The sequence below is a fragment of the Thermocatellispora tengchongensis genome, from assembly GCF_014202315.1.
GTDB lineage: Bacteria > Actinomycetota > Actinomycetes > Streptosporangiales > Streptosporangiaceae > Thermocatellispora > Thermocatellispora tengchongensis.
Genome location: NZ_JACHGN010000003.1, coordinates 367,516 through 387,639 on the forward strand (window position 1 = coordinate 367,516; position 20,124 = coordinate 387,639).

The following is a 20,124-nucleotide window of genomic DNA, read 5'->3' on the forward strand; positions in this document are numbered from 1 at the left end:
GCAGGCCGTGCCGCCTTCCGTCCCAGTACACCTCGAACTCGTGCCGCTCGGTGAACGAGCAGGTGTGGCCGCTGCTCACCGTCACGACGTCACCGGGATACCCCCACGCCGGGCTGACCCGGGCCTCCTGGCCGGTCTCGGAGAAGCCGTCGCCGGTGCCGCCCTCGGTGCTGCTCTCGGTGCCGCCCTCGGTGCCGCCGTCGGGCGGAGAGGGGGTGGCGGCGGCGAGAGCCCAGAGGGCGACCGGCACGAGCGCCGTGACGAGAGCGGCACGGAACCGCCGGGGCGCACGGGGGGAACGTCCGGCCATGGGGCTCCTTTCCGGGGTCAGGAGCAGTGTGACCGGGGCTGCGTGGCTTCGCCTGAGTATCGTGCTACTCAATTGGGACCAGGTGACCGGGCCGGGAGGGTATGGGCCGTGTTCGCCAAGTCCGACACGTACTATCGTGTTTGCCATGGAAAACCCCCCAGAGCGCCGCGACGGAGCCTCGCACCTTCGCGCGTCCGATGCCGACCGGGAGCGGGTCGCCGAGATGCTCGGCCAGGCGATGGCCACCGGGCAGCTCAGCCACGACGAGTACTCCGAGCGGCTCGACACGCTCTACCAGGTCAAGACGGTGGGCGAGCTGGACGTTCTCACCCACGACCTGCAAGTGGCGCCGCGCCCGCGGCCCGCCCCCGCCGAGGCGTCGTACTCCTACGATCCGGCCCCCGGCGGGCAGAGCGAGAAGCTCGTGGCCGTCTTCAGCGGCAGCCAGCGGACAGGCCGGTGGCGGGTGCGGCGCAGGATCGACGCCATCGCCGTCTTCGGCGGCGTCGAGCTGGACATGAGCGACGCGATCTTCGAGTCGCCGCAGGTCGAGGTCCGGGTCACCGCGGTGTTCGGCGGCGTGGACATCAAGGTGCCCGAGGGCGTCGAGGTCCGCTGCGAGGGCACCGGCATCTTCGGCGGCTTCGACGTGCGGGGCAGCGCCGAGCCCGACCCGAACGCCCCGGTCGTGATCGTCCGCGGCCTGGCCGTCTTCGGCGGCGCCGGGGGCCGGCCGCGCAAGCGCAAGAAGCGCTGAAGTCCTACCCGGGCTCCCCGGGTTCTCTGGGCTCTCCGGGTTCTCCGGGTTCTCTGGCCTCTCCGGGGCCTCTGGGCTCCCCGGGTTCTCCGAGGTCTCCGGGCTGGTCGGGTTCTCCGGGCTCTCCCGACTCGTCGCCCCAGTCGGGGAGCTCGACCAGAGTCCGCGGCGAGACGAACGTCGCCACGTCCTCCATCGAGTCGCAGTAGGCGATGAAGTAGTCGTCCTGGCTCACGCGGAAGACCTCGCGGCCGTGCAGCATCACGGTCTCGACCTCGACGCCGTTCTCGCCCATCCAGCGCTTGCCCGGCATCGGAGTACCTCCCGATGCGGTGGGGGGCCGGCACGGCGGCAGGTGGATCGGCCACCGCTGTGCCGGCCCCCCTTGTCATGCCCCCACACCCCCACATGAGACCGTGCGGTAACTGAGTTGTCTCATTTGTAGGGACAATTAACGATAACGCTAGCGGTTCCGGACGACCAGAACCACCGAATTGACGTTTCCTTCACGATCGGTGTCGGCATCGTGGTGCGGGGCAGAGACCGGTCATGAGCGACTGGATCGTGGTGGCGACCGACGGGTCGGAGCAGGCCGCGGCCGCCGTGGAGTGGGCCGCGGACGAGGCGCGGCTGTGGCGGCGGGGGCTGCGCATCGTGCACGTCACCGGTCTGGCGGGGCTGCAGGCGCCCTACTCGGAGGTGGCCGGGTTCGCCGAGGCGCTGAGCGGCGAGGCCGGCGACATCCTGCAAGCGGCGGCAGAGACGGCGCGGCGGCGGGTGCCCGGCGTGCACCTGGAGACCCAGGCCCTCAGCGGCGCGGTCGTGCCCGTGCTGCTCGCGGAGGCGGAGCAGGCGAGCGAGACCGTGCTCGGCAGCCGGGGACGCGGCGGGTTCACCGGGATGCTGCTCGGCTCGGTCGGCCTGAGCGTGGCGGGCCACGCCCACGGCCCGGTGGTGATCGTGCGCGAGCGGCCCGACCGGCCCCGGGGCGAGATCGTGGTCGGGTTCGACCTGTCGGAGCACTCGTCCGCCGCGCTGGCGTACGCGCTGGAGCAGGCCCGGGTCAGGAAGGCCCGGGTGCGCGCGGTGCACGCCTGGCAGGTCCCGGCCACGCCCGCGATGGCGGCGTACCCCGACCTGACCGAGGCGGCGCTGGAGGGCCAGACCGAGGCCGCCCGGAAGGTCCTGGAGGAGTGGCGCGCGAAGTACCCCGACGTGCCGATCGAGGAGCGGATCGTCACCGGCCACCCGGTGACCGCGATCACCGAGGCCGCCGACGGGGCCGACCTGGTCGTCGTGGGCTCACGCGGGCACGGCGCGCTGCGCGCGGCGGTGCTGGGCTCGGTCTCGCACGGCGTGATCCACCACGTGACCCGCCCCGTCGCCGTGGTGCGCTGACCGCCCCCGCAGACCGTCCGGCGGCGGAGGGGACCGGGTCAGCCGTTGCGGCTGGCGTTGAGGATGCGGGTCGTCGAGTGGCCGGGGACGGCGGACAGTTCCCAGCACTCGGCGCCCAGGATGTCGGCGGCGGCGCGGCGGCCTGCGGCGTGGGGGTCGCCCTCGGTGTGGGCCAGCGCCCCCGGGCGCATCGGCGCGAGCAGGCGGATGTACTCCGCCGGGAGGTTCAGCGGGGGCGGCCCGGTGACGATGAACACGCCGTCCACGAAGCGCAGCGCCGAGAGCACCTCCGCGCGTTCGGCGGCGGTGTTCAGCGGGCGGTCGGGGCCCTTCCACGCGCGCACCCGCGCGTCGTCCTCCACGCCCACCACCAGCGGCAGGCCGCGTTCGCGTACGGCGCGCAGGAAGCGCACGTGGCCGACGTGCAGGATGTCGAAGGCCCCCGTGACCACGGCTGCCCCGGGCCGCTCATAGGGCATCACCCAGATCGCTTCCAGGGCGCTCAAGAGCGCTCCCTCCCTCGTCCCGTCGTACGGCAGGCGCGGACAGAGGGCAGACTAGCGCCGCCCCGCCCGACACCATGACGTCGCCCCCGGCCGTGCGCATTCCCGGGACCCCCGGGGCCGTCACATCGTACGCCCCCGGCCCCTGCGGCCCGTCGGGCCGCAGCGGCACCGCAGGGCCCCTCAGACCCCTCCGCACCGCCGGAAAACCCCGTCCCACCTGCGGTTCCATGAGAATGGCCGGCCTATCCCGGTGGTGATCGGACTCCTACTTTTTCGTGACATCTGACCTAGGCGGGCTCCGCGTCCTTACGTGGGCGGTACATCGTAACGGAGGGATCATGGACTCGTCGGGGAGTGACATGCCGGCATCGGGACCGGCCGTGGACCGCGTGTTCCGGTTGTCCGGGACCATCGACCAGATCGCGCGGGCGCGGCGCCTCGTCTCCGCCGCCGTCGGCCGAGATCATCCGCTTCACGACGACTGCGTGCTGCTCACCAGCGAGATCGCCACCAACGCGGTCCTGCACTCCGAGTCGGGCCAGGGCGGTGAGTTCACCGTCAGCGTCAGCCGCACCGACGGCGTCGTACGGGTGCGGGTGCGCGACGAGGGCTCGATCGAGCCGCCGTGCAGTTGCCGCGCCAACCTGTACGCCACCAACGGCCGCGGCCTGCCGCTGCTGGAGGCCCTGGCCCGGCGCTGGGGCGTGATCCGGGAGGAGGGCGCCAACACCGTGTGGTTCGAGCTGGCCCTGGACCTCGTCGCTCCCGCGGCCGGGCACGCCGCCGCGCGGGTGAACGGGAGCCTCGTCAACTGCTGAGCCGAGGGGCCGTCACCCGGGCAGGTCGAGCCGGCACAGCCCCTCGGCCAGCGCCTTGGTGGTCAGCCGGGTGCGGCTGTCGCAGGCGAGCTTGGCGAAGATGTGCTCCAGATGGGTGGTGACGGTGCGCACGCTCAGCACCAGCGCGGCGGCGATCTGCGGGTTGGAGTCGCCGCGCGCCACCCGGGTCAGCACGTCCACCTCGCGGGCCGTCAGCTCGTACGGCAGCGCGCACGGCCGCTCGGCGATCACCGCGCCCTGGATCGCCCCCTGGAAGCCGACCCCGGCGCGCAGCAGCCGCACCTCGCGCCAGGTGCCCGCGGCGTCGAGCCAGAGCCCGCGCCGGTTCAGCTCGCGCGAGTCGATGAACTCCCGGGCCAGCTCGGCCATCGCCGGCTCCCGGGTGATCGCCTCCGACGGCGGCACCCCGGCCACCTCGCGCCGGGTGCCGGCCCGGTCGTAGGCCAGGGCGTGGAACCCCGGCGGCACCCCCACCGGGTCGATCACGCACCGGCGCAGGTCGGTGACGTGCGCCAGGGTCGGGGCCACCGCGCTGATCAGCTCGGCGGTCGGCGGCGGGAACGCGTCGGGGTCGCGGGCGTTGAGGTGCAGCAGCCCGGTGTAGCGCCCCTCCTCGCCCGCCCCGCCGTCCTCGCCCGCCTCGCCCGTCAGGAACAGCGGCGTGGTCAGCCCGGCCCGCCAGCCGTACGGCTCCAGGTGGCGGCGGAAGTAGCGCTCGGTGCCCGGCGAGCCCATGACCAGCGGCCTGCGGTCGGCCATCGCGGCGCGGTAGGAGTCGAGCCGGACGTACTCCTCGGCGGCGTCGCCGTCCACGCGCGCGTAGCCGTCGGAGACCAGGCTCTGGTGCCGCCCCGTCGCCGGGTCGTACGCGACGAACTCGTAGGCGTCCAGCGGGATGACCCGGCGCAGCGCGGCCATCGCCCCTCGGGCGCCGCGGTGCCCGGCGACCTGGAACCCCACCTCGGTGAACGCATGGAGGTGGCGTGGGCTCAGGGTGATCTGGTCCATGGTCTCCTCCCCGCCTAGAGTGCCCCAGTACGCCGCGGCGGGGAATACGTAAACCTTCCGATGCCCAGCCTTGCCCAGCTGTTTACCCTCTCCGGCATCACGCCGGAGAAACGGAGAGGCGGACATACAGTGACGGTCCCACGGACGGCCCTCCCGCGGACGGCCACGAGGACGGCCACGCGGACGGCCATGACGAGGACGCGAGGCGCCGCCGTCCTCCTTTGCGCGCTCCTCACGCTGACCGCGTGCGGGGGCTCCGGCGAACCCGCCGGGAACGGGGGCACCGGCGGGGGCGCCGCCAGGACCTTCTCGGTCGCGCTCACCGAGCCCGACCACCTGACGCCGGGCAACACCTCCAGCAGCTACTCCATCACCGTGCTCCAGGCGCTGTTCGACACCCTGGTCGTGATCGACCCGAGCGGCACGCCCCAGATGCGCGCCGCCGAGTCGGTCACCAGCGACGACCAGAAGGTCTGGACGATCAAGATCAAGGCCGGGCAGAAGTTCCACAACGGGGAGCTGGTCACCGCCCAGAGCTTCGCCGACGCCTGGAACGCCGCCGCGTACGGGCCGAACGCGTGGACCAACAACTACTACTTCGCCAACATCGAGGGCTACGACAAGCTCAACCCCGAGGCCCCCGAAGGCTCGGACGAGGCGCCCAAGCCCGAGACCGACAAGCTCAGCGGCTTGAAGGTGATCGACGACAGCACGCTGGAGGTCACGCTCACCGCGCCGTTCAGCCAGTTCCCGATCACCCTGGCCTACACCGGGTTCGCGCCGATGCCCAAGGCCGCCTTCACCGACCCGTCGGCGTACGACGTCAAGCCGATCGGCAACGGGCCGTTCATGATGGACGGCGACTGGAAGCGCAACCAGCTCATCAAGGTCAAGAGGTTCGACGGGTACGCCGGGCCGCGTCCGGCCAAGTCCGCCGGCGTGGACTTCAAGATCTACGCCAGCCGCGAGACCGCGTACACCGACCTGCGGGCCGGCAACGTGGACCTGCTGCAGACGATCCCGCCGGCCAGCGCCGCCGAGGCCAGGACCCTGCTCGGCGAGCGGTTCGTGGCCACGCCCAGCGGCACCATGGACTACCTGGGCTTCCCGGTCTTCGACAAGCGCTTCGCCAACCCCGACCTGCGCAAGTCCTTCTCCATGGCCATCGACAGGCAGGCGATCGTGAACGCGGTCTTCAGCGGCACCTTCAAGCCGATGTCGTCGCTGGTGGCCCCGCTGGTGCCGGGCTACCGCGAGAACCCCTGCGGCGAGGCGTGCGCGTACGACCCGGTCAGGGCCAAGGAGCTGTTCACCAAGGCCGGCGGGTTCAGCGGCACGCTCAACCTGTACTTCTCCAACGCCGACCCCAGCTACGAGCAGTGGATGACGGCGGTGGCCAACCAGCTCAAGCAGAACCTCGGCATCGCCGACATCAAGTTCCGCAAGATCCCGGCCGCCGACTACCTGTCCACGCTGCGGGAGCACAAGCAGGACGGCCCGTACCGCAACAACTGGGTCATGGACTACCCGAGCCCGCAGAACTACCTGGAGTCCATGTGGGGCGAGGGCAACCGGATGGGCTGGGAGAACCAGCGGTTCCTCGACCTGATCGAGCAGGCCAACGCGGCGCCGTCGATGGAGGCCAGCATCCCGCTGTACCAGAAGGCCGAGGACCTGGCGCTGGCCGAGATGCCGATGATGCCGCTGTGGAACTGGCAGGACCAGGCCGGCCACTCCGACAAGATCACCAACGTCAGGCTCGACGCCTACAGCCCGAACCTCGACACCATCACCGTGAAGTGAGCCCGTCCAAATGAGCCCGTCCAAATGAGCCCGTCCAAATGAGCCCGTCCAAATGAGCCCGTCCAAGTGAGCCCGTCCAAGTGAGCGACACCGCCCTCCGATGCGATACGCCGCCCAGCGCCTGATCCAGGCCGTACCGGTCTTCGCCGCGACCACCTTCCTGATCTACGCGATGGTGTTCGCGCTCCCCGGCGACCCGATCCTGGCGCTGGCCGGTGACAAGCCGGTGCCCGAGGAGGTGCTGGACGCGCTGCGCGAGAGGTACCACCTCAACGACCCGCTGCTCGTGCAGTACGGCATCTACATGCTGGGCCTGTTCCAGGGCGACCTGGGCGAGACCTTCACCGGGCAGCAGGTGAGCGAGCTGCTGGCCGGGCGGTGGGGCGTCACCGCGCAGCTCGCCCTCACCGCGTGGATCTTCGAGCTGGTCGTCGGCGTCGCGCTCGGCGTGATCGCCGCGCTGCGCCGCGGCGGCGCCGTGGACACCGCGGTCCTGGCCGGGACGACGTTCGTGATCGCGGTGCCGGTGTTCGTGGTCGGCTACGGCGCGCAGATCCTGCTCGGCGTCAACCTGGGGCTGTTCCCCACGGCGGGCGTCGAGCACGGGTGGCCGGTCAGCTACCTGCTGCCGGGGATGGTGCTGGGGTCGTTCAGCCTGGCCTACGTCGCGCGGCTGACGCGTACCAGCCTGGCGGAGAACCTGCGCGCCGACTACGTGCGCACGGCCGTGGCCAAGGGCATGCGCCGCCGCCGCGTCATCGGCCGGCACGCGCTGCGCAACTCGCTGATCCCGGTGGTCACCTTCCTCGGCGTGGACTTCGGCAACCTGATGGCCGGCGCGGTGGTCACCGAGGGGATCTTCAACCTGCCCGGGATCGGCCAGCAGGTCTTCCAGTCGATCCAGCTCCAGGAGGGCCCGGTGGTGGTCGGCATCGTCACCGTGCTCGTGATGATCTTCCTCGCCGCGAACCTGGTCGTCGATCTGCTGTACGGCGTCCTGGACCCCAGAATCCGCCGCGCCTGAGGGAGGCCGCACGATGACCGACCTCCAGGCCGACCTCCAGACCGGTGCCGCCCTCCGCGCCGCCACCGGCGCCGAGCCCGGCCCGGCCGGCTCGCTGTGGGGCGACGCCTGGCGCGAGATGCGGGGCCGCGCCGTCTTCTGGCTCTCCACCCTCACCCTGGCCATCGCGGTGGCCATGGCCGCCTTCCCCGGCCTGTTCGCCCGCTTCGGCCCCAACGAGCGCTGCGACCTGCGCCTGTTCAACCGCGGGCCCGGCGACGGCGCCATCTTCGGCTACGACCAGCAGGGCTGCGACTACTGGTCCCAGGTGGTGCACGGCGCCCGCGCCTCGATCCTGATCGGCATCGCGGTGACCGTCTTCGCCCTGCTCATCTCGGTCGTCCTCGGCCTGCTCGCCGGTTACTACGGCGGCTGGCTCGACGCCGTCATCGGCCGCCTCACCGACGTCTTCTTCGGCATCCCCTTCGTCCTGGGCGCCACGGTCATCCTGGTCGCCTTCCCCGACCACGGCATCTGGGCCATGACCCTGGTCCTGGTGGTGCTGGGCTGGACCACCATGACCCGCCTGATGCGCGGCCAGGTCATCGCGGTGCGTCAGATGGACTACGTCACCGCCGCCCGCATGCTCGGCGCCGGCGACCTGCGCATCATGCTCAAGCACATCCTCCCCAACGCCATCGCCCCCGTGGTCGTCCTGGCCACCCTCAACGTCGGCAACGTGATCGCCGGCGAGGCGACGCTCGACTTCCTCGGCGTGGGCCTGCAGTACCCGGAGGTGAGCTGGGGGCTGCAGCTCAACGCCGCCCGCGCCTTCTACACCACCCACCCGCACCTGCTGATCTTCCCCGCCGTCTTCCTCACCGCCACCGTCCTGAGCTTCCTGCTGCTCGGCGACGTGGTGCGCGACGCTCTGGACCCCAAACTCCGCTGACCCGGGCCGGACGGGACGGGCCGGGGCGGGCTACGCGGGGCCGAGGTCCCGGACGCGCCCGAGCCGGTCGATCCCGGCGTTGACCGGGATCGGAGGCGGTCAGGAGAATCGCCACGACCGTGCATAGCATGGCGAATGCCGCGAATATCGCGGTGCGGATTCTCCTGCCTCGGAAAGGCCGCGGCAGGAACACGGGAGAATGGCAGGCGCGCAGCCGCCGGGAGCGGCGGTGAATCGGGAACGCGCCTGGTGGCGGAGTTCGGCAAAGCGGGTTCCGCACACGCTCATGGGAATTCCCGCGCCTTTTGGGGCCCCCGGTTCACGCCGAGGGGGGTCGCCGGCCGGCCGTGTCTGGGGGTTTTGCACGCCCGGCCGCCGCCCCCCTCGCGCTTTAGGACCGTACGCCGATCCGGTGCCGCCTTCTATCCGCAAGAGTGCCTATTTAATAATAAACTTTCCTTTTACTACACGTGCACCACGAAAGGCGTATCATGGCGCGCGGAGCCAGAAGATCGAGGTGCCCCCGCGTCGCGCTGCGGAAGACGCGGGGGCGGAGCCGATGCGACGAAGGATGTACGCGCGGATTCGTCCCCTGTGAGGAGGATCGCCGCTCCCGCCCGGCCGAGCATGGAGGGCATGGACGTGGCCCTTCTCCTCTCGCTCGGCGCGCTCGCCCTCATCGACAGCACCAGCATCGGCACCCTCGTCATCCCGATCTTCCTGATGCTGGTGCCGGGCCGCGCGATGCCGCGCCGGGTGCTCGTCTACCTCGCGACCGTCGCCGTGTTCTACTTCGGCGTCGGCGCGGCGCTGACGCTGGGGCTGATGCCGGTGCTGCGGGACCTCGCCGGGCGGGTGGCCGACTACGAGCCGCTGTACTGGGCCGAGGCCGTCGTCGGCGTGGGTCTGTTCGCGCTCAGCTACCGGTTCGACCCCAAGCGGCGCGCCGCGAGGGGCGTGCCCGAGAAGCCCGGCTGGGCGCGGGAGAAGGTCGAGGCCGTGCGGCAGTCGAACCTGGGCATGGTCGCCCTCGGGATCACCGCCGCCGGCATCGAGGCCGCGACCATGCTGCCCTACCTCGCCGCCATGGGGCTGCTGGGCGCATCCGGCCTGCCGGCGGCGGGGCGGCTGCCGATCCTGGCCGCCTACAACCTGGTCATGGTGCTGCCCGCGCTGGTGCTGCTCGCGGCCAGGTACGCCTTCCGCCGGCACATGGACAAGGCCCTGGACCGGCTGGCCGGCTGGGTGTCCAGGAACTCGGCGAGCATGCTGAGCTGGACCCTGGCCATCGCGGGCTTCCTGCTCGCCCGCGACGGCGTGGCCCGGCTGTTCTTCTGAGGCCAGTCTTCTGAGACCAGCCGGTACGCGTCAGGTGAGCAGGCGGTCCAGCACCCGCACGCCGAACTCCAGCCCGCTCACCGGCACCCTCTCGTCCACGCCGTGGAACATGCCGAAGTAGTCCAGCCCCGGGTCCAGCATCAGCGGCGCGAAGCCGTAGGTGGGGATGCCGATCTGGCTGAACGCCTTGGCGTCGGTGCCGCCCGACATCACGTACGGCACCGGCCGCGCCAGCGGGTCCTCGGCCACCAGGGCGCCGCACAGCTCGTCGAAGAACGGCGAGGGGAACGGCGCCGACGGCGCGCCGCTGAGGTTGACGAACTCCCGGGTCACCTTCGGGCCCAGCAGCGCGTCGATCGTCTCCAGCAGCTCGTCCCGGTAGCCGGGCAGGAAGCGGGCGTCCACGTGGGCCTCGGCGCTGCCCGGGATCACGTTGACCTTGTAGCCGGCGTTGAGCATGGTCGCGTTGGCCGAGTTGCGGATCTGGGCCTTGAACAGGGCGCCGACCACGCCGAGCCGGGCCGCCTCCTCATCCAGCCGGTCCACGTCGATGGGCTCGCCGAGCACCTTCGACAGCGCCTCGATCAGCGCCGAGACCGCGGGCGTGAGCCGCACCGGCCAGCGGTGGTCGGCCAGGCGGGTCATCGCCCGGCACAGCTCGGTGACCGGGTTGTCCACCGGAGGCTTGGAGCCGTGGCCCGGCACGCCGTGCGCGGTCAGCCGCATCCAGGCCGTGCCGCGCTCGCCGACCGCCACCGGGTAGATGCGGACCTGGTCGCCGTCGCCGCAGTGGGTGGGCGACTGTACGCTGAAGCCGCCCGACTCGCTGATCGCCTCGGTGCAGCCCTCGAACAGGTCGGTGTGCTCGTGCACCGCGTACAGCGAGCCGTACTCGCCGGTGGCCTCCTCGTCGGCGAGGAAGGCCAGCACGACGTCCCGCTTGGGCCGCACGCCGCGCCGCGCCCAGTCGCGCACCGCCGCCAGCGTCATCGCCAGCGTGCCCTTCATGTCCACCGCGCCGCGCCCGTAGACGCACCCGTCCTCGTCGATCTCGCCCGAGAACGGGTGCATGCGCCACTCGGTCGGGTCGGCGGGCACCACGTCCATGTGCCCGTGGATCAGCAGCGCGTCGGGGGAGTCGCCGGGGATGCGGGCCACGACGTTCGCACGGCGCGGCGCCGACTCGAACACCACCGCCTCGGCGCCCGCCTCGTCCAGCAGCCCGGCGATGTGCTCGGCCGCCTCCCGCTCGCCCGACCCCGGGTTCGTCGTGTCGATCCTGATCAGGTCGGAGCAGATCCCCGCGACCTCGCTCATCCATCCCTCCCGCGTCGCATCCGGCTGGTCGGTGTCCTCTACCCATCCATGTGCTTCAGTCGCAGCGCGGGCACCTCGGGCACCGAGATGCCGAAGATCAGGCCGTAGAAGGCCAGCTCCGCCTCCAGCACCGCCACGATCGTCTCCTCCCGCCGCCAGCCGTGCTGCTCGCCGGGGAAGGTGCGCAGCGCCCACGGCAGCCCGTGCCGGTCCAGCTCGGCGACGAACCGCTCCGCCTGCGCCGGGTCCACGATCGCGTCCTCCAGGCCGTGCAGCAGCAGCGCCGGGCCGGACGCCCGCTCCGCGTGCAGCAGCGGGGAACGCTCCGTGTAGCGCTCGCGGGCCTCCGGCAGCGGGCCGATCAGCCCGTCGAGGTAGCGCGACTCGAAGTCGTGCGTCTCGGCCGCCCACATCTCCGGGTCGGTGATCGCGTAGTGCGCCACCGCCCCGCGGAACACGTCGCTGTGCACCAGCGCGGCCAGCGCCGTCCAGCCTCCCGCGCTGCCGCCCCGGATCGCGATCCGCTCCGGGTCGGCCCGCCCGCTCGCCACCAGGCCGCGGGCCACGGTCGCCGAGTCGCGCACGTCCACCACGCCCCACTGCTCGCGCAGCCGCTCACGGTAGGCCCGGCCGTACCCGGTCGAGCCCCCGTAGTTCACCTTGGCGACCCCGATGCCGCGGCTGGTGAAGTAGGCGACCTCCAGGTCCAGCGTGAGCGCGCTCAGGCCGGTCGGCCCGCCGTGCACGAACACCACGTACGGCGCCGGGCCGCGCGCCCCGCGCGGCGGGTACACGTGCGCGTGCACCCCCTCGATCGTCACCGCCTCCGGAACGGGCAGGACCTCGCGCGGAGGCAGCTCCTTGGGCCGCGACAGCACCGTGCGCCCGCCGCCGTCCAGGTCGAGCGCCACCACCTCGTACGGCGTGTACGGCGAGGCCGCCACCCCGACCACGCGCGATCCGCTCACCGAGATCGAGGGCAGCCAGTACGTCGCGTCGCCGCCGATGTCGGCGATCTCACCGGTGGCGAGGTCGAGCACCCCCAGCCGCCGCCCGTCGGCGGTACCGTGCATGGCCACGATCCGCCCACCCGCCCCAACACCCGCGCCCGCGCTCGCCCCTTCGCCCGAGCCTGCCCCTTCACCGGGGCCCGCGAGTGCGAACCAGGTGTAGCCCAGCTTCCAGGGCGCGTCGCCGAACTCCTCGGCGACCGGGGTCAGGTTCACCGGCTCGCCGCCGTCGAGCGGGATCAGATGGATGTTCCACCAGCCGCTGCGGTCGCTCACGGCGTACAGGGCGTCGTCGTCGCGCCACTCGGCCTGCACCACCGACTCGGCCGGGCCGCCCGCGACCACCTCGTGCGCCCCCGCGGTGCCGTCGGGGCGCAGCGGGGCGACGCACAGCTCGGTGCCGTCCCAGGGCATGCTGGGGTGGTCCCAGCCGATCCATACGATTTTTCCCCCGCCAGGCGACAAACGGGGATTCATCAGGAAGTGCTGGGCCTGCGCGATCACCCGCACCCCGCCGCCCGCGAGCGGCACGGCCACCAGGTCGCGGCGCACCGCCCGGCCCTCGCCCGACTCGCGCACCGCCCACACCTCCTCGCGGCCCGGCGGCAGGTACAGGTCGGCGTACCGGTACGGGCCCTGCGGGGTCAGCGGCCGGGGCTCGCCCTCGCCGGAGTACCGGTACACGCGCTGGTCGGCCCAGTCGGTGAACACCACCCCGCCGTCCGGCAGCGGCCGCCAGGACCGCCCGCCGTACTCGATCACCCGGTTGCGCGCGTTCCAGCCCGGCGGGATGGCGTCGCGCGGCTGCCCGCCGGGCGCGCGGCGCACCACGCACCGGCGCCCGCCCTCGTGCGGGCGCGGCTCGTCCCACCAGACCTCATCGCCCACGGCCTCGACCCACAGCGGACTTTCGTCCACGCGGGCCACGTCCACGGGGCGGATGGGAGACTCGTTCAGCATCGATCACCAATTGCCGTCGGAAGCGGGAAGAGGATGGTCCGGCGGGTGAACGACGTACACGATCCCCCCGCTGCTCGTGCTCCGCAGCCACACGTTCTCGAACGCGGCCCGCGGATAGACCCGGCGCACCGACCCGTCGCCGGGCGCGGCCGGGTCGTTGGCCACCACGTCGCCCGCCTCGGTGAAGCCGACGACCACCATGATGTGACCGCTTGTCGAGTACCCCGAGCCGGGCAGCTCATGCTCCTTGAACGACTGCGAGGTCATCACCGGGACACCGGCCGCGATCAGCCGCTCCAGCTCCGCCAGCGAGCGCAGCCGGGTGACGAACCCGTCCAGGCCGTACCCGCCGGCGTACGCGACGCTGAACGGCCAGTTGCCGGTGCCCTGGTAGCTGTGGTCGTACATGTGCCGGGCCGCGTGGTCCACCGCCGGGCACGGGTCGCCCGGGTCCACCCAGGACAGTTCCTCCGGGCCCGGCCCGCGTCCCCAGTACTCCAGCACCATGGTGACCGCCGCCGGGCTGCACCACGACTCGCCGCCGCCGTCCCACTGCGGGTAGTGCCCCTTGTGCACCTTCTGCGACCGGCACGGCACGTCCAGCACCACCCCGGTCCCCGGCCCGCCGGGCGCGCTCGGCGGCACGCTCGCCCGCGCCGGCACCGCCGAGGCCATCACCCCGGCCGAGCGCACCCGCGCGCCCTCGCCGTACAGGGTCAGCCGCAGCCGGTACGCCACCAGCGGCCGGCGCGCCACCAGCGTGTCCACGGCCACGTCGCCGTCGTCGTCGCCCTGGCCCGGAAGGGAGGTGCGGTGGATGGAGTCCTCGCCGGACGCCCAGCGGCCCATGACGTACCACTTGGTGGTCGCGCCGGCCGCGGTGCGGCCCTGCAGCTCCACCTCCAGCCACGACCCCGGCGGCGTCGTCGCGGTCCACGAGGGCACCAGCTCGGTCGCCGGGAACCCGATCTCCCGCTCCGGCGACACCCACCGGGCGTACGGGTAGCGGGCCCGCCCGTTGCCGAACGGGTCGAGGTAGCCGGCCACCCCGCGCTCGCCCGCATCGACGTCGGCGAAACGGTGCAGCACCACCTGGCTCAGCCCCGCAGGCAACACAGTGACCACCCCGCCGATTCTGCTTCCACCCCCATCACCCCACATCGGAACATTTACGTATGCCTAACCCGGCAACGTCCGAGGAGGTGAGCCCGTGGCGCCGGCCACCGCCGCGGGATGGACGGTAGCCGATCCCCATGCGTGGCGGTAGATCCGCGTCCGCGGGGTCCGTCCGGTATGCCGGTCCCCGTAACATCGCGGAAAAGCCGGAAGCACGCGGGCGTCATCGCGTTCGCGTACAAACCCCATACATGACCGAAGCCCATCTCCCGCAGGTCGAGCCATTCGTCCCCTGGGGCGCCCCGCCGCCGGCGCCGGGGCGCGCCGGGCCGCTCAGCGGACTGCGGCTCACCGTCAAGGACGTCATCGACGTGGCCGGCCTGCCCACGGGCGCCGGGCACCCCCGCTGGCTGGACACCCACCCGGTCCCGGCGCGCGACGCCGACGCCGTGGCCGCGCTGCGCGAGGCGGGCGCGGAACTGGTGGGCAAGAGCCACACGGACGAGCTGGCCTTCAGCCTGGGCGGCACCAACGCCCACTACGGGGCCCCCGCCAACCCCGCCGCGCCCGGCCACGCCTGCGGCGGCTCCTCCAGCGGCACCGCCGCCGCCGTCGCCTCCGGCGCCGCCGACCTCGGCCTCGGCACCGACACCGCGGGCTCCATCCGGGTTCCGGCCGCCTACACCGGGCTGTGGGGCTTCCGGCCCAGCCACGCCCGGGTCTCGCGCGCCGGGCTGGTGCCGCTCGCGCCGTCCTTCGACGTCCCCGGGCTGCTCGCCCGCGACGTCGCGGTGCTGCGCCTGGCCGCCGCCTTCCTGCTCGGCGGGGGAGCGGGCGCCGAGCCGGCCACGCGGCTGCACGTGCCGCCCGACCTGTGGTCGGCGGTCTCGCCGCGCGTGGGCGCGGCGCTGGCCCCCGCGCTGCGCCGCCTCGCCGAGTCGCTGCCCATCGACCGCACGCCGGTCTTCCCCGGGCCGGGCCTCGACGGGGAGCGCGTACGCGCGGCGTTCGCGGTGGTGCAGGGCGCGCAGGCGTGGGACGCGCACGGGGTGTGGATCACCACCGAGCACCCCGAGTTCGGCCCCGGCGTGGGGGCCAGGTTCCGCGCCGCCGCCCGGATCACCAAGGAGGAGCTGGCCCCCGCCGAGGACCTGCTCGCCCGCGCCGCCGAGCGGATCGCCGCCCTGCTCGCGGACGGCGGCCTGCTGGCCCTGCCCACGGCCCCCACCCCCGCGCCCCCGCTGCCCGAGGGCTTCAGATCCCCCGGCTCCGACGGCCCCGGCGGCGGGCGGGAGGCGGAGGAGGAGCCCGCGCCGCCGACGTACCGGGGGCACAGCGGCTACCGCGCCGTGGTCACCGGCCCGCGCGACCGCGAGCGGCGCGCCGCCACCGTGCGGCTCACCTGCCTGGCCGGCCTGGCCGGCGCGCCGGCCGTCAGCCTCCCGGCGGGCCGGCTCGACGGCCTGCCGCTCGGGCTCAGCCTGATGGCCGCCCCGGGCCACGACGAGCGGGTCCTGGAGACCGCCGCCGCCCTCGCCTGACGCGCCCGCTCACAGGTACAGGCCCGTGCCCTCCGAGGTGCGGGCCTGGTCCACCGGGCGGCCCGCGCGCAGGGCGTACAGCTCGGCCAGCGTCGCGCCCTGCGGCCCGACGCCCTCCGAGGTGCCCAGCCACGCCACCGCCTCCGCGTACGGCAGCGCGCCGACCTCGATCCTGGCCAGGCACCGGCCCGGCCGCACCACGGCCGGGTGCAGCCGCGCCAGGTCCTCGTTGGTGGTGATCGCGAGCAGCACGTCGCGGCCCTGCCCGAGCAGGCCGTCGGTCAGGTTGAGCAGTCGCGACAGGCCCTGGCCCGCGAGGTCCTTGGCCCCCGCCCGGATCAGCTCGTCGCAGTCCTCCAGCACCAGCAGCCGCCAGCGCCGCCCCGAGTCGTCGGGCCCGTCGTGGCCCATCGTCACCTGCAGCAGGTAGCCGGGGCTGTCGAACAGCCGCTCGGGGTCGAGCACGCAGTCCACCTGGCACCACTCGCGCCACTCGTGGGCGAGACCGCGCAGCAGCGTGGTCTTGCCCGTGCCCGGCGGCCCGTGCAGCAGCACCAGCCGCCCGCTCACCTCCGCCGGCACCGTGCGCATCAGCCGGTCCACCCGGCCGCGCACCTGCGCCGGGTAGTTGCCCGCGATCTCCGCCCAGCCGGGGGCGCTGATCAGCTTCTCCGCGCGCCGCCCGCCACGGTCGGTGAGCCACCAGAAGCCCATCTCGACGTGACCGGTCTCCGACGGCGGCTCCACCGCGTCGCGCACCGTCTCGGCCAGGACCCGCCCGGCCAGCTCCTCGCTGACCGCCGTGACGCTCACGGTCGCGCTGCTGCCCCTGTAGCGGACCACGCGCAGCGTCCAGCCCTCGCCGCACACCAGCCGCGAGTCGCGGCCGTCCTCCTCCTGCGCCACCCGCATCAGCCGCCCGTCGCGGGGCATCAGCGCCGCGCCGGGACGCACCCGCTCCAGATCCGCCGTTCGCGACCACGGCTGCGCGCCGGTCGCGAACGGCGACAGCGCGAGCGCGTCGATGACATCGATGGGGGAGTCGCCGTCGTCGAGCCAGACGTTCATCGGCAGCTCGGCGGGCGCGGGCGTGAAGGGAACCCCCTTGACCACGGACATAAGGTCAATGATCCCGGTCGCCCCCGCCCGCCGTCGATCGTTTTTCGGCAGATGGGGCCGTCTGCGGCATTGACGGTGGCCTGTCTCCGGTAGCGTCGGAACGTGCGGACGATCGACTGGGTGGACGGCGCCGTCGAGCTGATCGACCAGACCCTGCTGCCCGAGCGGGTCGAGGTGCTGCGGCTGCGAACCGTCGCCGACCTCGTCGCGGCGGTGCGGCGGCTGGCCGTGCGCGGCGCGCCCGCCCTGGGCGTGGCGGGCGCGCTCGGCGTCGCCCTGGCCGCGTACACCGAGCCCGGCCCCGAGGCCGTACGGGCGGCGGCGGAGAGCCTGCGCCGGGCCCGCCCGACCGCGGTCAACCTCGCCTGGGGCGTGGACCAGGCCGCCGCGCTGCTGCCCGAGGGCCCCGACGCCGTGCTGCGCCGCGCCCTCGCCATCCGCGACGACGACGTCGAGGCGTGCCTGTCCATGGGCGAGTACGGCGCCGACCTGCTCGCCGGTCTCACCGGCACCCGCCCGCTGACCGTCATGACCGTCTGCAACACCGGCGGCCTGGCCGCCGTCGAACGCGGCACCGCCCTCGGCGTCGCGCAGACCCTGCACGAGCGGGGCCTCCTGGCCGAGGCGCTGGCCCTGGAGACCCGCCCGCTGCTCCAGGGGGCCAGGCTGACCGCCTGGGAGCTGGCCCGCATGGGCGCCCCGCACCGCCTGGTCGTCGATTCCGCGGGCCCGTTCCTGCTCGCCCGCGGCCACGCCGACGCCGTGCTGATCGGCGCCGACCGCATCGCCGCCGACGGCGACACCGCCAACAAGGTCGGCAGCTACGCCCTGGCCCTGGGCGCCCGCCGCGCGGGCGTGCCGTTCGTCGTGGTCGCCCCCGAGACGACGATCGACATGGCCACCCCCACCGGCGCCGGCATCGAGATCGAGGACCGCGACGCCGAGGAGGTCGTCACTCTGCGCGGCCACCGCCTGGCCCCCGAGGGCACCGGCGCGCTCAACCCGGCCTTCGACGTGACCCCGCACGACCTGATCACCGCGATCGTCACCGACCGCCGCGTCATCCGCCTCGACAAGGGCGAATCCCTCGCGTCGGTGCCCCCCGGCCCGCGCCGCGCCGGCCCTTCCGAACGGGTATAGGCCCCGGCTTTGCCGGTGAAACCCCCGATGATCCCATCGCAAGCACGTTACGCTGAGTTGTCACCCAATTGCACATCTGAGAGGACTCCCCCCAGTGGCCATGGATTTCGTCTCCCGTCGCGAGTGGGGCGCCAGATCCCCGCGCGGCTCCTACACCGCCCTGTCCTCCACCAGAGGCGTGAAGATCCACTACACCGGCGGCCGGGTCGATCCCGCCATCGTCGATGATCACGACAAGTGCGTGAAAATGGTGCGCTCCATCCAGAAGAGCCATATGGACGGCAATGGTTGGATGGACATCGGGTACAGCTTGGTGGTCTGTCCACATCGGAAGGTGTTCGAGGGGCGGGGAATCAAGCACCTGCCGGCGGCCAACGGGCCGGGGCTGAACTCCGGGCACTACGCCGTGCTGGGGCTCGTCGGCTCCTCGGGGCTGGTCACCCCGCCCGACGGCATGCTGCACGGCATCGTGGACGCGATCGAGTACCTCCGCGACGAGGGCGACGCCGGGCGCGAGATCAAGGGGCATCGCGACGGCTATGCCACCGACTGCCCCGGTGACAAGCTGTACTCCTGGGTCAAACGCGGCGCCCCCCGGCCCGGCGCCCAGGAGCCCTCCGACCCCGAGCCGCCCAGCGGCGAGGCGCCCGAGTGGCCCGGCCGTGAGCTGAAGTACCCGCCGGTCATGCGCGGCGACGACGTGCGGCAGTGGCAGGCGCGGATGAAGGAGCGCGGGTGGGGCATCGCCGTCGACGGCGCCTACGGGCCGAGGTCCCGCGAGGTCTGCCGGTCCTTCCAGCGCGAGAAGGGTCTGCCGGTGACGGGCGTGGTCAACAAGGCCACCTGGACCGCCGCCTGGGAGATGCCGGTCACCTGAGCCGGCCGCCCACATAAGCCCATAAGCCCATAAGCCCATAAGCCCGTCAGTCCGGCGCGTCAGCCCGTCAGCCCGTCAGCCCGTCAGCCCGTCAGAAGGTTATGGTCCACCCCTCGCGGGCGGCGTCCTGGGCGGTGTAGGCCACGCCGTGCACCTTCAGGCCCGCCGGGTCGAGCAGGGTCAGCTTGCCGCCGCTGTTGCCCAGGGTGAGCGCCGGGGCGACCGGCACCGTCAGCGGCGCGCCCGCCGCCAGGGTCCCGGTCAGGGCCAGCAGGTGCCTGCCCTGGTCGGCGAGGGTCCAGCCGGTGAGGTCCACCGGGCCGGGCGAGGCGTTGAGCAGGGTGACGGTCTCGCGCTCCGGGGCGGGCCCGGCCGGGTTGACCAGCGCCGCGATGATGCGCACCGGCTCCTCCCCGCGCGAGGGACGCGGCGGGGCGCCATCCAGCGCGTGCCCGGTCACGTCGTCGGTGTGCCACGACTGCGACTGGAAGGCCAGGAACACCGCGACCCAGCGCGACTCGCCGGGCAGGTGGATCATCAGCCCGCCGTCCTGCCACACGCCGTCGTCGCGGCGGAACCTGGGGGAGTTGCCCTGGTTCATGTGCACGTCGTGCACGCCGTTGCCGGGCAGGAAGCCGAAGATCTTGTCGCGGGTGCCGGGCTCCGGGCCCCATCGCTCCCCGAAGACGTACACCCCCGCCGTCGGGTCGTCGATCGCCCGGTGCACGTAGTGGTCGAGCATGTCGGCCAGGTCGTTGTCCTCGCCGGGCTGGTGGTGTGGCAGCTCCCGCATCAGCGCCGGGTCGAACAGGTTGCCGCGCACGAAGTCCAGCGCCGCCCCGCCCGGACGGCTCGGCAGCGGCGTCCACCCGCTGCCCGGGGCGGGCAGCGCGGCCGTGACCGGGTGCCGGAAGTCGTCGTCGGCCAGGTAGAGCAACTGCGACGGCGCCTCCTGCGACAGCACGTTGACCGCCGCCCGGTACGCCGTGCCGGCGTCGTCGGACAGCCGGATCTGGTAGTGCGGCGAGTCGTCGGACTTCTCGCGGTGGGCCTCCATCGCGCGGCAGGCCAGCACCCCGTAGGACCGCAAGGGCATGGGCCACCTCCGGGCGACGGTCCGGCGGCTGGTT

At 73.1% G+C, this 20,124-nt stretch carries 17 protein-coding genes and 1 pseudogene; 10 read left to right on the forward strand and 8 right to left on the reverse strand.

Going from position 1 to position 20,124, the window contains the following annotated elements:
* Positions 1-455: 455 nt before the first annotated feature.
* On the forward strand, positions 456-1,067 hold the full coding sequence (locus HNP84_RS08035; protein ID WP_185048739.1) for a DUF1707 SHOCT-like domain-containing protein: 612 nt from the start codon (positions 456-458) through the stop codon (positions 1,065-1,067).
* Between the two features lie 4 nt (positions 1,068-1,071).
* Here HNP84_RS08035 and HNP84_RS51010 read toward each other — a convergent pair whose 3' ends face one another.
* Positions 1,072-1,380 (reverse strand): collagen-like triple helix repeat-containing protein, encoded by a 309-nt coding sequence (locus tag HNP84_RS51010; protein WP_221335980.1) that lies wholly within the window; start codon positions 1,378-1,380, stop codon positions 1,072-1,074.
* A gap of 236 nt (positions 1,381-1,616) precedes the next feature.
* Here HNP84_RS51010 and HNP84_RS08045 point away from each other — a divergent pair, with 236 nt between their 5' ends.
* The gene (locus tag HNP84_RS08045) at positions 1,617-2,465 is read left to right on the forward strand and encodes a universal stress protein (protein WP_185048740.1); all 849 of its coding nucleotides are present in this window, start codon (positions 1,617-1,619) and stop codon (positions 2,463-2,465) included.
* A gap of 38 nt (positions 2,466-2,503) precedes the next feature.
* On the opposite strand, the gene HNP84_RS08050 is transcribed toward HNP84_RS08045, so the two are convergent.
* Positions 2,504-2,944, reverse strand: a complete 441-nt coding sequence (locus HNP84_RS08050; protein ID WP_185049021.1) for an adenylyltransferase/cytidyltransferase family protein — start codon at positions 2,942-2,944, stop codon at positions 2,504-2,506.
* A 386-nt stretch (positions 2,945-3,330) separates the two neighbouring features.
* On the opposite strand from HNP84_RS08050, the gene HNP84_RS08055 reads away from it, so the two are divergent.
* A complete protein-coding gene (locus tag HNP84_RS08055) occupies positions 3,331-3,789 on the forward strand; it encodes an ATP-binding protein (protein WP_185048741.1) in 459 nt (152 codons plus the stop codon).
* A gap of 12 nt (positions 3,790-3,801) precedes the next feature.
* Here the strand turns inward: HNP84_RS08055 and HNP84_RS08060 are convergent, their stop codons facing one another.
* On the reverse strand, positions 3,802-4,818 hold the full coding sequence (locus HNP84_RS08060) for a helix-turn-helix transcriptional regulator (RefSeq protein ID WP_185048742.1): 1,017 nt from the start codon (positions 4,816-4,818) through the stop codon (positions 3,802-3,804).
* 189 nt (positions 4,819-5,007) lie between these two features.
* On the opposite strand from HNP84_RS08060, the gene HNP84_RS08065 reads away from it, so the two are divergent.
* From HNP84_RS08065 to HNP84_RS08080, 4 genes are all read left to right on the forward strand, one after another.
* Positions 5,008-6,621, forward strand: a complete 1,614-nt coding sequence (locus tag HNP84_RS08065; protein WP_185048743.1) for a peptide ABC transporter substrate-binding protein — start codon at positions 5,008-5,010, stop codon at positions 6,619-6,621.
* Between the two features lie 100 nt (positions 6,622-6,721).
* On the forward strand, positions 6,722-7,645 hold the full coding sequence (locus HNP84_RS08070) for an ABC transporter permease (RefSeq protein WP_185048744.1): 924 nt from the start codon (positions 6,722-6,724) through the stop codon (positions 7,643-7,645).
* 13 nt (positions 7,646-7,658) lie between these two features.
* On the forward strand, positions 7,659-8,576 hold the full coding sequence (locus HNP84_RS08075; protein ID WP_185048745.1) for an ABC transporter permease: 918 nt from the start codon (positions 7,659-7,661) through the stop codon (positions 8,574-8,576).
* A gap of 636 nt (positions 8,577-9,212) precedes the next feature.
* A complete protein-coding gene (locus HNP84_RS08080) occupies positions 9,213-9,914 on the forward strand; it encodes a GAP family protein (RefSeq protein WP_185048746.1) in 702 nt (233 codons plus the stop codon).
* A gap of 30 nt (positions 9,915-9,944) precedes the next feature.
* On the opposite strand, the pseudogene HNP84_RS08085 reads toward HNP84_RS08080, so the two are convergent.
* From HNP84_RS08085 to HNP84_RS08095, 3 genes and pseudogenes are all read right to left on the reverse strand, one after another.
* Positions 9,945-11,240, reverse strand: a pseudogene (locus HNP84_RS08085) (M20/M25/M40 family metallo-hydrolase); the annotation flags it as partial.
* Between the two features lie 29 nt (positions 11,241-11,269).
* Complete coding sequence (locus HNP84_RS55895) at positions 11,270-13,201, reverse strand: S9 family peptidase (RefSeq protein WP_185048748.1); 1,932 nt, start codon at positions 13,199-13,201, stop codon at positions 11,270-11,272.
* A 3-nt stretch (positions 13,202-13,204) separates the two neighbouring features.
* Positions 13,205-14,326, reverse strand: coding sequence for a C39 family peptidase (locus HNP84_RS08095; RefSeq protein ID WP_312924110.1), 1,122 nt, complete (start codon positions 14,324-14,326; stop codon positions 13,205-13,207).
* 242 nt (positions 14,327-14,568) lie between these two features.
* Between HNP84_RS08095 and HNP84_RS08100 the strand changes: the two genes are divergently transcribed.
* A complete protein-coding gene (locus HNP84_RS08100; RefSeq protein WP_185048750.1) occupies positions 14,569-15,858 on the forward strand; it encodes an amidase family protein in 1,290 nt (429 codons plus the stop codon).
* Positions 15,859-15,867: 9 nt separating this feature from the next.
* Here HNP84_RS08100 and HNP84_RS08105 read toward each other — a convergent pair whose 3' ends face one another.
* Complete coding sequence (locus tag HNP84_RS08105) at positions 15,868-16,977, reverse strand: DUF5925 domain-containing protein (protein ID WP_221335981.1); 1,110 nt, start codon at positions 16,975-16,977, stop codon at positions 15,868-15,870.
* A 102-nt stretch (positions 16,978-17,079) separates the two neighbouring features.
* Here HNP84_RS08105 and mtnA point away from each other — a divergent pair, with 102 nt between their 5' ends.
* Together mtnA and HNP84_RS08115 are read left to right on the forward strand one after the other, a co-directional pair.
* A complete protein-coding gene (gene mtnA / locus HNP84_RS08110; protein ID WP_185048751.1) occupies positions 17,080-18,117 on the forward strand; it encodes an S-methyl-5-thioribose-1-phosphate isomerase in 1,038 nt (345 codons plus the stop codon).
* A 100-nt stretch (positions 18,118-18,217) separates the two neighbouring features.
* Positions 18,218-18,994, forward strand: coding sequence for a peptidoglycan-binding protein (locus HNP84_RS08115; protein WP_221336056.1), 777 nt, complete (start codon positions 18,218-18,220; stop codon positions 18,992-18,994).
* Positions 18,995-19,085: 91 nt separating this feature from the next.
* Here HNP84_RS08115 and HNP84_RS08120 read toward each other — a convergent pair whose 3' ends face one another.
* Positions 19,086-20,090 (reverse strand): DUF2278 family protein, encoded by a 1,005-nt coding sequence (locus tag HNP84_RS08120; protein ID WP_185048753.1) that lies wholly within the window; start codon positions 20,088-20,090, stop codon positions 19,086-19,088.
* Between the last annotated feature and the right edge of the window lie 34 nt (positions 20,091-20,124).